The organism is Microcystis sp. M20BS1 (assembly GCF_020245305.1).
GTDB classification, from domain to species: domain Bacteria; phylum Cyanobacteriota; class Cyanobacteriia; order Cyanobacteriales; family Microcystaceae; genus Microcystis; species Microcystis ichthyoblabe_A.
In genome coordinates this window covers 1-14,483 of sequence record NZ_JADBUZ010000220.1, presented here as the reverse complement: position 1 = coordinate 14,483, position 14,483 = coordinate 1, and the positions used below count along the sequence as shown (strand labels likewise).

Sequence of the window (14,483 nt, the reverse complement as noted above, 5' to 3'; positions counted from 1 at the left end):
TCTATGGCATATTAGCGGCGGTTGATTTATCCCCAGAATTACGCGAAAAAATTCTGCAAGAAGGGCTTTATGTGGCTCGGATTCATGACCAAGTATTTGAATTAGATATTCCCGATAATTTTCAGCCTCAAACCTATTAAATAACCCTGCTCTAGGAAAAACTTTTTCAGTAAGCTTTATTGTAATTGTCCGCGCAGAGCATAACGATCTTTTTCTAAACCGAAAGCGAAGAGAAAAGAATGGCGTATAGTGGGGTTAGAGAGAGTAAAAAAGAGAAAGAGAGCGATAACAGCTAATCCTGACGATAAACTAAACATAGTTTCGTAGGAAATTGCTAAAACCCCCAGAATTGGACCTGCTAAGGCCGTTCCCACATCAAAACCGCCAACACAGATAGAATAGGCCCGGCCGCGTTCTTGGGGCCCAGAGCGATCGGAGATTAAAGCCAGTAACATAGGGAATAAAATCCCCCCTCCCGTACCTTCGAGAATAGCGGCTAAAATTAAAGCGGAAGGAGATCGAGCAGAAGATAGAACCAACATGGATAAACCATAGCAAAAAACGCTAATAGTGATGAATAAACCCCGTCCATAGCGATCACTGGCTCCTCCCGACAAAATCCGTCCGATTACCCCCGATACTGCCGCACAACTGTAGAATAGACCGGCACTGAAAGGGATCTGATTTTCGAGGAGAAACAGGGGTAAAAAAGCGACTAAACCGCCGAATAAAGTACCAACCAGCAGAAAAACTAAGGTGGGGACTAAAAAAGCTCGCTCTTGACATAATGCCCAAAAACTGCGCTCAATTGTCGGATTTTCTGCCTTCATTTCGGCTAATTTTTTCTTGAAGTCCAGTTCTTGAATGGAGAAACTCAGGAGAAAGGCGATCGCTCCTGAAGTGGCAGAAACTAGAAATAAACCGTCATAACCGATCGATTCGTAGAGATAACTGCCTAAAGCCGGACCTATTCCCATGCCTAGGGGTGCAGTTAGGCTCATATAACCAATTATCTCCCCCCGTTGACGAACGGGGGAAAAATCTACCACTAGGGTGCTGTAACCAGTGGTAAAAGCAGCGATACTGAGACCATGGTAGGCGCGGACGGCGAATAAAGAGGAAAGATCGCGAAAAAATAGATAACCGAGGGGTGCGGTAGCGGCGACAATAGTTCCAAATAAAACCACTAATTTGCGACTGCGGCGATCAACTAGATTGCCCAACCAACTGCGCGATAAAATTAAACCGATAGCAAAGGCCCCCATGACAAAACCGATATCTTGTTTGCTACCGCCTAGGGAATCAATATAGGTGGGGAGAGTGGGGACGAGAGTGGTGATACTTATCCAGAAAAACAGCGCCGTGACGAAGAGAATCAGTAGTTGACGACGAGTTTCGCCAGTAAGCGATCGAAAAGTTTTGAAAGCGTTCACAACAGCGACCGTCACAGGCAACAAAAAGACCCGGAGATCACGCCAGTCACAAGCATCCCGTATTGCTGCTACCTTCCGGTCCTGACAAGGTTAAGGCGTTGCGATCGCATGAGTCCGAGTCTTTTCTATCATAACATCTTTTTCCGGGATACTGGCATTTTTTTCCAGAGAATTTCCTCTCAATCTAGACTGGGAACAGAAATTTTCTCAACGAGGGGGTTTTTGCAATTGTTGTTGTAGAGAAATTTCTGGTTCGATCGCCAATCCGCTAAACTGTCGGATCAAGGGTGAAGGACTCTCCCTAGAATCGGCAGCGAGGAAAAATAACCAACGGCTGCCGGGGGTGAGTTGTTCAATGGAATTGAAGTTACTTGTCAACCAAATTAGCGGTAAATTAGGCAGATTAGCGTTTTTTTGACTAGCTTTTGCCTCTATACTGGCTAAAGTTTCTAAAATGATCCTCTCCCCCTGAATTAAACCCGTTTCACCGGTCCAGAGTTTCACATTTAATTGCCGACGATGGGCATAAAAATAGAGGGAAGCAGCGGCAATAATCGCCCGTTCAAAACTGTCTTCTTGCCAATCACAGAGGGTATCGAGACAGATAATCACTTCCTGTCCCCCCGTTAACACTTCTAATTCCCGAATTTGCAATTCTCCCAAACGGGCGCTAGTTTTCCAGTGAATTAAACGGGTAGAATCACCCTGGCGATATTGTCTCAGGTTACGGGTCAGTCCTTGACTCGCCCTTTGATAATAGCGATTATTTTCTAATTTTTGTGCCATCTCTTGACCGAGGGAATCGATCAGGGGACACTGTTGCAAGGGTAAAATTTGGGGATAAACTAAAGCTTTAGCCGCTGCTTGATGACAACGACGACACCAAAATAAACCGAGAGGGGCTGCTGTTCTTAATTGTACTTCTTGCCAGTGATAAATACCCCGTTTACTGGTGGGTAAATAATAGGTCCAACGATGGCAACTTTTGGGGGCAATCGTTTCTATTGGGGTTATTTTTGGCTGATCGAGAACTATAGGCAGCAGATCTGTCACTTCTAACAGATTTATCGGCTGATTGCTAGTATTTTCTATCTCTAGGCTAATACTAAGATCGTCTCCCGCACTTACGGGTACAATGGCAAGACGACGCACTTTCAGGGGAAGAAGGGAACGACGGGGTAAAATTATCGATAAAATTAAAATGGCGATTGTCGTGCCAGAGATAGCATACAACCATCCCGCCATGGTATTGGTCGCCGCTCCGAAAAAACAGAGGGTAATGCCAATGATTACCCCACCACCGTAAGCGGGTAAAATACCGCGATCTTCTAACCAAGTTTTCATAGGGTTTAGTCGTTTTGTCGTCTTTGCTGGAAGGCTAAAAATCAGACCCACACTTCTAGAATTACCCCAAAAGCCCTCTGATCAGCGAAGGGAGTCCTATCCCTTGTCACTATTGTTATTTTTCTTAACAAAACTTAACAATTGATGGCAAAATTTTGCTTGCTTTTGTGGGCAGATTTTGGCATAATATTTTTAAAAGAGTTTATTCATAATTGGAATCTAAGCATTCAGGAGTAAACACAAACATCCCATTATAAAACAAGCATAACCCAAGCCGGCACTAAAGTCAAGCACTTACTCTAATTATTTTTCGCCTGAAACTTCTAATTCCGTGGTCGGTGGGGGGTTGGAGATATTAGTTAAAATAACAAAGGTTGAAACCCGTGTTTGCGGGAAGCTGCACCGATTTGTTCCATTTTAGGGACGGTAATTTGATTGCGTCCCCAAGAAAAATTAGTTTGCCAACCCTCCAACTCCAATAAAATCGCCTCAGCAAAACAGGCAAACATTTGACGAGAGGGAATATCCATATTAACGATTTTCATAATTTTCCAGTCAATATCGAGGGAATGCTCGACAATGCCGCCCTTAATCACAGAAACATCGGGGGCATTTAACACCGTGCCTAAATTTTTCGGATAACCACCATCAATAATAATGCAGGGGCGCTTGAGTTTATCTGGATCAATTTCCACCCCTTTAGGCATACTAGCCACCCAAACAATGATATCAGCCAGGGGTAAAGCCTCCTCTAGGGGAAGAATTTTACCGCGTCCTAACTCCTCTTGCAGAGATTGTAAACGCTCTTGATTGCGTGCCACACATATTAGTTCTTTTGTATCGGTTTTTTCATTTAACCAACGACAAACGGCGCTGCCGATATCTCCGGTGGCCCCACAAACCACGACGGTAGATTGAGCTAAATCGATGCCCATTTTGTCAGCGAGGGTTTGCACCTGAGTGCAGATGACGTAAGCGGTGTGGGTGTTACCGGTGGTAAAACGGCCAAAATCTAGCTCGATATTGCGCACCTGTCGATTATCTTTGAGATTAAACTCCTCGAAAATAATTGAAGAAAAACCGCCGAGTGCGGTGATATTGATATCACTTTTTTGAGCGAGTGCCATGGCATTTAGCACCTTACGAATAGCAGACTTTACCCAACGATTCGACAACATCTCCGGTAAAAAACAGGATTCGATATATTTCCCTCTGATGGTTTGCCCCGTGATGCTGGTGACATGAAAATCATCGACAATTTGCGGGGGGGCAGCGCACCAAAAATCTAATCCCTGGTTAGCATATTCAGGATAACCTAGATCGTCGGCGACCGATTGGGCGTGTTCTAAACTGGTAAGATGACCTATAAGACCAAACATTGATTGTTCTTTCGTTAGACTAGATGGCACTAGATAAAAATTAGGATATTGCTAAGAAATCGTTAAGACTCTTAAATATAATACACAAAAGAGCCGCTCTGTGTTGAGCGGCAGCAGGGGAAAAAAAGAAATCTCGATGCTCAAGCTTTAGACGGCAGTTAATCCGTAGGCAGACATCCGCATGATATCACGGGTGCTGAAACCAATATTGCTTAACGCTTCCCCGTAGCTAATCATAAAGTCTTCCACGAGGGCCTCTTTTTCCATAGCGAGGACGCGAGCATCATCCTCGACTTGATTGAGCATTCTCCAGACAATGGGTAGATTAGCGCGATTTGCAGCTTCTAATTCCTCTTTAGCGGTTTCAAAGTTCGCCTTTAGCCATTCTTCGCCAAAATTGAGGTGTAAATATTCGTCTTTAACTACGCTTTCAGTAATTTTACGCGCAAAAGGATCAGCAACAGGAATATAAATATTATAGGCAGCGATCGCAAAAGCTTCGATAATCAAAGATTGGATCAATAAACAGGTAACAACTTTACCTTCTGCGTAGGCAATTTGGAAGTTATCGTGCAGAGAGGAAAAGAATTCTCTGGCATAATCCATATCAGGAGTGATTTGCAAATTTTGGCCGCAAGCTTGAAAACCTTTCATGTGACGGTTTTCCATTTTTGCCAGACGGTGTAACTCTTCTTTGTTATCGGTGAGGATGTCTGCTAATTGAATATAATTGCTATTGGCCTCGTATTCGCCTTCAATAACGATGGCATTAATGCGACTGTAGGCTGATTTATAGGTTTCGCTGGTGAAATCAAGCTCTAATGGTACAGCAAGCTCTGGCATAAACTCGATTGACTCCTATTTCTGACGAGATTTTTCCGATGTTCTTTCCAGTCTAGGGTAAGCCTTCTAGATGGAGTGATCTTTTTACGAGTCTAGCTCGATCGGTCTTTTTTGTATAGCTTGGCCTGAGGGGCTGACTTGCCAAGTTAGCTATAGCGGTATCTTTTGCCACTGAAAACAAGTCTAGAGGCAATCCCTTCTCAAGAGACGAGATTGCTGGCTGTTTAATCAAACTGTGGCTAAAGATTTCTGGCGCTCGGCCTGTTGTAGGATCGCTTTGGCTGCCTGTTTACCCGATAAAGTGGCCCCTTCCATGCTATCAATGTAATCCTGTTGGGTATAACTACCAGCAAGGAAAAAGTTAGGGATAGGAGTCGCTTGCGAGGGACGATAGACATCCATCCCCGGTGCTTCCCGATAGAGACTCTGGGCCAATTTCACCACACTAAACCAAGTCATCTTTAACTCCCGCGAGGAGGGAAATAACTTGTGGACTTGCGCTAAAACGTGCTGGGCAATATCTTCATTTTTAGCTTTAATAAAAGGGTCCCCAGGGGTTAAAACTAACTGTAATAAAGAACCTTCTCCGGGGCGATAATAATCCCTAGGACTGGTGAGAGCAAGATCTGCAAAACAGGAAAAATCCGCTTGGTGGGTGTACAAAAGATTGTCAATTCCCACCGCTTTTTGCAGTTGTCGGCGTTTTTCGGCATCATTTAACTCCGTCACCCAACCGTCAAAACGCAATTGTACCGTAGCGACGGGGACGGCTTCTAGTCGGAAAATATTGTCAAAAATCGGCATTTTTCGCCAATCTTGGGGAATGAGACGCTGAATACCGGGGACATCACCAGCGCAAACGTAGGCATCTGCGGTGATAGTTTCTGTGGTTTCTCCGTTAGCGACGATCATGCCATTAACTTGCAGATTTTCGCCCTCTCCAGAATAGAGAATTTCCCGCACCTGACGACGGGTAGAGATTTTGGCACCCCGGGCCTCCAGATAGTTAATAATCGGTTTATGCAGGTATTCGTGGGGGGAACCTTCTAACATCCGCAGGACGGAAGCTTCGGTTTTAGCGGCAAAAAATTGGAAAATCGTCAGCATACAACGGGCCGAGATATTTTCCGTATCGATAAATCCTAAGGCATAGGCGATCGGATTCCACATTTTTTTTAAACTGCCTTCATTACCGCCATGGCTACGAAACCAATCGGCAAAACTAATCGAGTCCAGATCCCGAATCGTTTTCATCGCTCCTTGGAAGTCTATCAGACCGCGGACAATGGGACTGGTACCTAAGGCCAGAGAATTAAAGATTTTATCGGCTGCCGAGAGTTGGGAGGAGGTAAAAAAGGCTTTTAAACCGTTAAAAGGCGCACCTGCAGCGAAACGGAAGTCTAATTCGCCGATTTTTCCCCCTTCGTTGATAAAAGTGTGGGTGTGTTCTTTGAGCAGTAGGGATTGAAAAGCGCCCACTTTTTTCATTAACTCAAAAAGATTATAGTAACAGCCAAAAAAGACGTGCAAGCCCATCTCGATGTGATTACCGTCCGCATCTACCCAACTACCGACTTTTCCACCGACAAAGGGACGAGATTCTAAGATTTCTACTGTACAGCCCGCATCGACCAGATCGATAGCTGTTGCCATTCCCGCTAACCCTGCACCAACGATCACCACTCGCATTTGTCAAGTTCCTGTTACAATTTTTCACTAAATCTTTATTTTACCCCGATCGGTCTGGTGTTTCTTGCTGGCGATTTTTTCAGGGGCGCTTGAGAGCGTGGCAGAATAATTGAGAGTTGCACTAGGGAGAAGTCATTTTGAAGCGATCGCTAGAGGGGAGACAGGGATTAATTATTGTCAGTATTATTTGGATATTGGGGATATTAGTCGATAGATTCTGGTTTAGTCTCGATCATACTATTCCTGCTTGGGATCAGGCCGATTATCTCAACGGTGGGATTATCTATACCCAAGCTTTCCAAAATCCGCGCTGGTTTGATGGGGATTGGTGGCGCAGTTTATGGCTAATGTCGCCGAAAATTCCCCCTTTAACCTATCTTTTAACGATTCCCTTCTTTAATCTCTTTGGTATTAGTCTTGACGCGGGTATGTGGGTAATGGCCATCTATAGCGCCCTACTGCTCTTTTCTGTGTATGGATTGGGAATTATCCTCTTTAATGGGACTGTGGCTTTATGGGCGGTCTTAATCTGTCAATTTCTCCCGGGTTTATACTATTATCGCCTCGAATATCTCTTAGATTTTCCCTTAGCGGCAATTGTAACGTTTTCTTACTTCTGCTTGACATGGTGGCGATTTAGTGGTCAAGGGTGGCTAAAAGCGATCGCTTTCGGGATTTCTTTCGGTTTAGGGATGTTAGTCAAACAAACCGCCCTATTTTTCCTCTTTTTGCCGATTTTGTGGGTATTGGGCGAAAATCTCCGGCGAAAACGTTGGGGTAATCTAGCGCAATTAATGCTGAGTTTTTTGACGGCAGCATTGCTAATGTTTCCCTGGTATCGGACGAATTGGTTATTAATGTTAACTGCGAGCAAACGTGCCACGGTAGATTCGGCGATTTTGGAGGGAGATCCGCCTCTTACCAGTCCTGATGCCTGGACATTTTACGCCCAAGTTTTACCCTATTTTCTTTCTTGGGTATTGTTATTAGTTCCCCTGGTGGGATTATTAATCTCCTTACGTCATAGAAAAACCGAAGATAAGGTTAATCGTCCTGTGTGGATTTGGTTAGGATTTTTTCTGCTGGGGGGATACCTATTATCATCCCTAAATATCAATAAAGATGCTCGTTATATTTTGCCGCTTTTACCGACTTTATCCTTAATTTTATCCGTTGGTTTATTATCTTGGCGTGGTCGTTTTGCCCCTGGTATCCGTTGGGGAACGATAACTATTGCCGCTATCCTCACCAGCTTAAATTTATTCCCCTTGGGGGGAGAGCTAATTACTAACGTTTTCAGTCCCAAATTACAACACCATCCCTATTTAAAAACTGGTTGGCAGCACGAAGAAGTAGTTAAAGATATTCTAGCGGATTCTCCCTATCTTCGCAGCACCCTAGGGGTTTTACCTTCCACCCCCGAATTAAATCAACATACCTTCTCTTTCTACGGTGGTAAACATAATTCCCAGGTTGCCGGCAGACAGGTGGGAGTTCGGGAAGAAGATATCGAAAAGGATGTCAATTCTTTAGATTGGTTTTTAACTAAAACTGGTGAACAGGGTTCCGTCCCCGATGTCCAGAAAAAAATTGTTAATCGAGTCGCCACTGGTTCAGATTTCCAAGTGGAAAAAACTTGGCAGCTACCGGATGATAGTACCCTTTCCCTACACCGTAAAATAGACCCCTCCGTCACGGTTAAACCCCTTGAAAATGCGCCAAAACGGGTTGAATTAAGAGAGATTGCCATTGCCGAAAAAGCTTCTCCTAATCAAGCCATTCCCGTGGTTTATAAATGGGCAGGAGACTGGCAACAATTAAAGTCAGGGGTAGTGATTTTAACCTGGCAAGAAGTGGACGGGAAGGATTATTGGATGCACGATCATGGTATTGCTATGGGGGGATTAATGGCAAAAAAATTAACTCCAGAAGAGCAACAAAATGGTTTTGAAGTCACTGAAAAAACTGCCATGCAGTCGGCAGCAACCCCCGGAGTTTATCGCTTATCTGCTGTCTATCTCAATCGGGAAACTGGCGAAACCTATCCGATTAAAACTAATGCTGAAATTACCATCGATCCTCAAGTTGCCAAGTTAGCAACGCCCCAATTAGATTTAGTCACCCAATTGCGCTTAAAGTCGGCTAATATTGGTCAAGGATTAACGGGTATTGAGCCAATTTTTGAGTTAACTAATCGTATCAATCAATACGATTCGATTCAGGATTATGTGCTGCAAGCAGACAAGGCTTTTTCCTATCGTTTACAGCAACAAAACCCCCCCGATAAATTATCTTTAGCCTACGGATTAGCAATTTCTAAGGTACTACAACAGGATGTGGCAGGGGCAATAAAAGCCACGGAGGAAATGATTAAAATTGACCCCCATAATCCCTATCATTATGCTTATCAAGGTTTTATTTATCTCTACGATTGGCAACCGCAAGCAGCCCAAAAAGTCTTAGATAAAGCTAGACAATTAAATCCCGATAGTGAGGAAATTAAGACTTTAAATGCAGTGGCTGCCTTGATGGGGGGAAATCTCGTTAAAGCTTGGCAATTATGGCGGTCAAATTAAAATAGAGTGGGAAGTGGGAAGTGGGGTGTGGGGTGTGGGGTGTAGGGTGTGGGGTGTGGGGAAGGAAACCTCTTTCATCTCTGGTGGTGAAAAATTTTTCATCGGGACTGAAATGGTAGATGTGGGATTTTTGCAGGAGTTATATTTTCCGACAAAGATAAGCAAAAGTTATTTATTGACTGCAAAAACTTGAGAATATTTAAATTAACATTCCGCAATATTTATAAATTCTTAAGAATTAATTGAGAAAGATTTTTATTTAACAACGACGTTATGCTAGTTACAGCGATTTGATAGAATTTCATAATGGGATATTCTATGCTTTTTTGGGCAGCAATGGTTGAAACCCTTGCCACACCTAGAAGGTGATCCTAATTAAGACGGGTAAATTAGTCAATTTCACCCACAACGATGATCTTTTTTTTGTGTAGTTTTATTGCAAAAAAAAAGTTTTTTTGACAAAAAGCACAAAGTATGATATGAACCCAAGGTATTTCTGGTTGCGAGTAATTATTGTAGAGAAGGGAGATGGGAGGGGGGTGTGGGGTGTGGGGTGTGGGGAGTTTTCTCAGTGAACTGATAACTGAATACTGACTCCTGACTCCTGCCTCCTATCTCACCATTGAGATAACTACTGTAATAACTCCCTGGGATCGGTGACTTCCCCTTTAATTGCTGCCGCTACCACCATCGCCGGACTCATCAACAAAGTACGACCGGAAGCGGAACCTTGACGACCTTTAAAATTACGATTGGAGGAGGAAGCGCTGATCTGATCTCCCTGCAATTTATCGGGATTCATGGCTAAACACATGGAACAGCCAGCCTCGCGCCATTCAAAGCCTGATGCTAGGAAAATTTGGTCTAATCCTTCCGCTTCCGCCTGTTTTTTGACTCTTTCGGAACCGGGGACGATAAAAGCTTTCACATGGGGGGCCACACGATGACCTTGGGCAAATTTGGCCGCTTCGCGCAGATCACTGATCCGGCCGTTAGTACAGCTACCGACGAAGCAGACATCGATTTTTGTGCCTTTAATCGGGGTGCCGGGGGTGAGTTTCATGTATTGATAGGCTTCCTCTGCGATCGCTCTTTCACTGGCTGGTAAACTTTCGGGAGTGGGAATGACTTCGTTAACCCCGATTCCTTGGCCCGGAGTAATCCCCCAAGTAACGGTGGGTTCGATTTCACCGGCATCGAAGACCACCACATCGTCATAAACCGCATCGGCATCGCTTTTAATGCTTTCCCACCAATTAACCGCACTTTCCCAGTCTTTAGGCGCAAAATCAAGACCTTTGAGGTAATCGTAGGTGATCTGATCGGGGTTGATATAACCACATCGGGCCCCACCTTCGATCGCCATGTTACAAATCGTCATCCTTTCTTCCATGGACATCTGTTCAATTGTACTACCAGCGTACTCGTAGGCATAACCAACACCGCCTTTAACGCCCAATTGACGGATAATATGAAGAATTACATCTTTAGCATAGACCCCGGGATTTAAATCGCCGTTTACCTCCACTCGACGCACTTTTAATTTCGATAGGGATAGGGTTTGGGTAGCAAGAACATCGCGTACTTGGGAAGTGCCGATGCCAAAAGCGATCGCACCAAAAGCGCCGTGGGTGGAGGTGTGGGAATCACCACAGGCGATCGTCATCCCGGGTTGGGTTAGTCCCTGTTCGGGAGCGATCACATGAACTATGCCCTGATTGCCGGAACCTATGCCGTAGAAAGGAATATGATTGGTTTGAACATTAGTTTCGATCGCTCGGATCATTTCCTCGGCCAAATCGTCAAGGAAAGGACGTGCTTGATTTTCGGTGGGGACGATGTGATCGACGGTAGCAATAGTCCGTCTGGGAAATAATACTTTTAAACCTCTTTCTCTTAGCATCGAAAAAGCTTGCGGACTGGTGACTTCATGCACTAGATGCAGTCCGATAAATAATTGTGTCTGTCCACTGGGAAGAATCTTAACCGTGTGTGCGTCCCAGACTTTATCGAATAATGTTCTTGCGCTCATTGACTTGGGAATGATAGTCATCTCCCTAATCATATCAGCTAACCCTGGCCGATAAATATTAATTTTTTCTTTTCTCTTGGTTAGGAGGGATAAGAGATAAATAGCTTTGTTTTTGCCAGATTAAAACCATCAGTGTTTGAGTGAAATAAAAGACTTTCGCTAATAACTATTTGAGTGATTACTTCTGCTCCTTACCCCCCGTTTCCTATAATCTTTCAAGAGGATTTAGTATAACATTCTCTAGGTTTGAATAACCCCTCAGTCCATAGCAAAAAAAATTATTCTTTTCTTGTCACTGATAAATTCTGCTCGCTAACTCTCTTGTTCAGATAAATTTCTCCGAGAACAATTAATCCTAGAATCAGAGGTAAACTCAGCCATGTTCCTAGGTTTCCTAAGTAGTTAACACTAATATAGTAATACTCAAAGATTCTACCAAATTAACTAACAAGAGAGGTCATGGAAGTCTTACCGATATTTCTCATTGTTTTTTGCTATCAGACAACTAATACAACTAGCCATGATGATTAATCATACTCTTTTTTAGGCAACAGCAAGAAATCGTGGAGTTCAAAAGCGGGTTTCATCAATTTCCGTCTTAATACTAGGCAAATTCAAAAAAACCTTGATTGGCAAGCGCCCTTTACTTTATAGGAGCGATTAGCCCTAACAATGGAGCAATAAAATACTTAGTCGGCTTTCTTGTCATTTAGATTTCCCGCAAATTTTACCATCAATAGTAAGATAAGAGGGAGTTTCTTGTCTTGACCTATAAGTTTCCCCAGAGAAGCATGACAGTTTTAATTATTGTAGCTCATCCCGACGATGAAGTCTTGGGCTGTGGTGGCACTGCCGCCGCTCTTGCCGCTCAGGGCGTTGCCGTGTACCCTTGTATCTTATCTGGTCAGGTGGATGCCCGCCGTCAGCGTCCCGATTTGCCCGATTTATTGGAAGATATTAAGGCATCTAAAACGATAATTGGTTTTAAAAGCGCAATTTTGGGTAATTTTCCGAATATACAATTTAATACGATTCCCCATCTAGAGCTAGTGCAGTTTATCGAGCAGGCCATCCAGCAAACTCAGGCAGATATTATCTTTACTCATCATCCTCACGATCTGAACAATGACCACCATCATACCTCGATCGCTTGTCAGGCAGCTGCCAGATTATTTCAGCGTCGCTCGGACTTACCCCCCTTACGGGGACTATACTTTATGGAGATTTTATCGGCGACGGATTGGTCTTTTCCCGTGCAAGGCAATAGCTTTTCTCCCGATACTTTCTTTGAAATCGGCGAAACTTGCTTGGAACAAAAAATCGAAGCCCTGCGTTCTTATCGAGGAGTGATGAGAGATTTTCCTCACCCTCGTAGCCCTGAAATCCTGACGGGTTTAGCTGCCTACCGAGGTGGACAAGCGGGAATGAAGTATGCCGAAGCCTTTCAAACTGCTTTTCAGGCTTTGACAATTGGGGGGATTAGAGGTTATACCAAGTAAAAAGTTAAAAGTAACAAAGGGAAAACTTGATCGTGTCTGGGTTTTCGCTGTTCTTTCTCTAGCTTAAATTGTGAAAGTTGGTGTTGATCTATGTATAGTTCTTACGGAAAACGTCTTTTAGATATTGTCTTAGCGGCGATCGCATTATTAATTCTATCTCCGCTCATGTTATTAACCGCCCTAGCCATTTATCTAGAGGATGGTGCTTCGCCGCTGTTTCGACAACAGCGCGTCGGCCAAGAGGGAAAATTGTTTGAACTGCTGAAGTTTCGGAGTATGGGGGTTAATGCAGCCCAAGTTCCTTCGGCGCAGGCTAATTCTTTAACGATTACTCGTATTGGCCAATTTATTCGTCGGACTAATATAGATGAACTGCCCCAGTTAATTAATATTTTACGAGGGGATATGAGTATAGTTGGCCCCCGCCCTGCCCTACCTTCTCAAACAGACCTGTGCAGCTTACGAGAGCGAAACGGCTCCACTGGTTGTAAACCGGGGTTAACGGGATTAGCACAAGTCAATTCCTACGATAATATGCCTGATTTAGAAAAGGGAGAATGGGATGGTAAGTATGCCAGTAAGATCTCCTTTTGGGGAGATGTAACTATCATTTTTAGAACCTTTGGTTATCTAACTAAAAAACCTCCAGTTTATTAAGGTCAGTTTTTATGAAATTTGCTTTTGTTACCTGTGTACAATTGGGTCTTGCTTGTATGGAAACCATCTACGAACAAGGTGGCAAACTAGACTTAGTGATTACTCTCAAAGATAACCTCGCTCAAGATAAATCAGGGCGGATTTATGTGGATTCTTTCTGTCAGCAGCGAGGTATAGAAGTTGTAAAAATTCGTAGTGTCAACGCTCCAGAAGTTATTCAATCCCTGCAAGAGAGAGAAATCGATTGGCTGTTCATCATTGGTTGGTCTCAAATCGCTAAACCACCAGTTCTTCAGGCAGTAAAAAGGGGTGTACTAGGAATGCACCCGACACTGCTGCCCGTAGGCCGCGGTCGCGCTTCTATTCCTTGGGCGATTATCAAAGGATTACCTGAAACAGGAGTGACTTTATTTCAATTAGATGAAGGGGTGGATACAGGCCCGATTTTAGCCCAGGAAAAATTAGCGATCGCTGCTGATGAAACAGCAACGACTCTTTATCAACGGGTGGCGATCGCTCACCAGCAGTTGATCGGTCGCATCTGGCCAGAACTAATTAGCGATCGCTTACAACCAAGACCACAAGATGACTCTCAAGCGACTGAATGGCCTGGAAGGACTCCCGAAGATGGGCAAATTTACCCGACGATGACCGTCACCGAGGTGGACCGTCTGGTGCGTGCCACCACCCATCCCTATCCGGGGGCATTCTGGAAAGAACAAGACCAAATGATCAGAATCTGGCGTGGTGCGATCGGGAAATCCGCACAACCGCAACCCCCTAACAGCCGGCGCTTGTATCTAAGCGATGGTGTTTTTGATGCTATAGACTATGAGAGCCTGAGTTCGACATAAATAACACCCCTAATTCTGCCCTGGGCTAAAACGTTGTTTATACTTTAGACGTTCATAATCTGAGATTTATTAAACTTCTGAAATCGTAGAGTCAGCAAGGAATCCAGTTCTTTTTTATGTTTCAGATGGGCATCATTCAGACATTCATAAATGGCTGAAGAAAAGTCAGAAAAGTTT

10 protein-coding genes, 1 other RNA gene and 3 pseudogenes are annotated in these 14,483 nt (G+C 44.0%); 5 read left to right on the top strand and 9 right to left on the bottom strand.

Features of this window, described 5'->3' with window-relative positions; all coding sequences use genetic code 11:
* A pseudogene (locus IM507_RS21200) lies at positions 1-140 on the top strand (DUF3782 domain-containing protein); the annotation flags it as partial.
* A 36-nt stretch (positions 141-176) separates the two neighbouring features.
* Here IM507_RS21200 and IM507_RS21195 read toward each other — a convergent pair.
* The 6 genes from IM507_RS21195 to zds all read right to left on the bottom strand — a co-directional run bounded on the left by IM507_RS21195 (position 177) and on the right by zds (position 6,688).
* Positions 177-1,448 (bottom strand): MFS transporter, encoded by a 1,272-nt coding sequence (locus tag IM507_RS21195; protein ID WP_287637695.1) that lies wholly within the window; start codon positions 1,446-1,448, stop codon positions 177-179.
* Between the two features lie 9 nt (positions 1,449-1,457).
* An RNA gene (ffs, locus tag IM507_RS21190) (signal recognition particle sRNA small type) lies at positions 1,458-1,554 on the bottom strand.
* Positions 1,555-1,640: 86 nt separating this feature from the next.
* On the bottom strand, positions 1,641-2,777 hold the full coding sequence (locus IM507_RS21185; RefSeq protein WP_287637693.1) for a DUF58 domain-containing protein: 1,137 nt from the start codon (positions 2,775-2,777) through the stop codon (positions 1,641-1,643).
* A 359-nt stretch (positions 2,778-3,136) separates the two neighbouring features.
* Positions 3,137-4,156 carry a long-chain acyl-[acyl-carrier-protein] reductase gene (locus IM507_RS21180; RefSeq protein ID WP_002739243.1) on the bottom strand — a complete coding sequence of 340 codons (1,020 nt, stop codon included), beginning with the start codon at positions 4,154-4,156 and terminating at the stop codon, positions 3,137-3,139.
* Positions 4,157-4,303: 147 nt separating this feature from the next.
* Positions 4,304-4,999, bottom strand: a complete 696-nt coding sequence (locus IM507_RS21175; protein ID WP_002739386.1) for an aldehyde oxygenase (deformylating) — start codon at positions 4,997-4,999, stop codon at positions 4,304-4,306.
* Positions 5,000-5,227: 228 nt separating this feature from the next.
* On the bottom strand, positions 5,228-6,688 hold the full coding sequence (gene zds / locus IM507_RS21170; protein ID WP_002738691.1) for a 9,9'-di-cis-zeta-carotene desaturase: 1,461 nt from the start codon (positions 6,686-6,688) through the stop codon (positions 5,228-5,230).
* A 137-nt stretch (positions 6,689-6,825) separates the two neighbouring features.
* On the opposite strand from zds, the gene IM507_RS21165 reads away from it, so the two are divergent.
* Positions 6,826-9,264: a glycosyltransferase family 39 protein gene (locus IM507_RS21165; protein ID WP_002738352.1), complete on the top strand. Its 2,439-nt coding sequence runs from the start codon at positions 6,826-6,828 to the stop codon at positions 9,262-9,264.
* A 631-nt stretch (positions 9,265-9,895) separates the two neighbouring features.
* Here IM507_RS21165 and leuC read toward each other — a convergent pair.
* Together leuC and IM507_RS23605 are read right to left on the bottom strand one after the other, a co-directional pair.
* Positions 9,896-11,296, bottom strand: coding sequence for a 3-isopropylmalate dehydratase large subunit (leuC, locus tag IM507_RS21160; RefSeq protein ID WP_123231287.1), 1,401 nt, complete (start codon positions 11,294-11,296; stop codon positions 9,896-9,898).
* Between the two features lie 278 nt (positions 11,297-11,574).
* Positions 11,575-11,709: pseudogene (locus IM507_RS23605) on the bottom strand (MraY family glycosyltransferase); the annotation flags it as partial.
* Positions 11,710-12,087: 378 nt separating this feature from the next.
* Here IM507_RS23605 and IM507_RS21155 point away from each other — a divergent pair.
* The 3 genes from IM507_RS21155 (at position 12,088) to IM507_RS21145 (ending at position 14,306) form a co-directional block, all read left to right on the top strand.
* Positions 12,088-12,795 carry a PIG-L deacetylase family protein gene (locus IM507_RS21155; protein WP_002738699.1) on the top strand — a complete coding sequence of 236 codons (708 nt, stop codon included), beginning with the start codon at positions 12,088-12,090 and terminating at the stop codon, positions 12,793-12,795.
* 90 nt (positions 12,796-12,885) lie between these two features.
* Positions 12,886-13,452, top strand: coding sequence for a sugar transferase (locus IM507_RS21150; RefSeq protein ID WP_002738376.1), 567 nt, complete (start codon positions 12,886-12,888; stop codon positions 13,450-13,452).
* 11 nt (positions 13,453-13,463) lie between these two features.
* The gene (locus IM507_RS21145) at positions 13,464-14,306 is read left to right on the top strand and encodes a formyltransferase family protein (protein ID WP_002738426.1); all 843 of its coding nucleotides are present in this window, start codon (positions 13,464-13,466) and stop codon (positions 14,304-14,306) included.
* 44 nt (positions 14,307-14,350) lie between these two features.
* Here IM507_RS21145 and IM507_RS21140 read toward each other — a convergent pair.
* Positions 14,351-14,483, bottom strand: a pseudogene (locus IM507_RS21140) (IS630 family transposase); the annotation flags it as partial.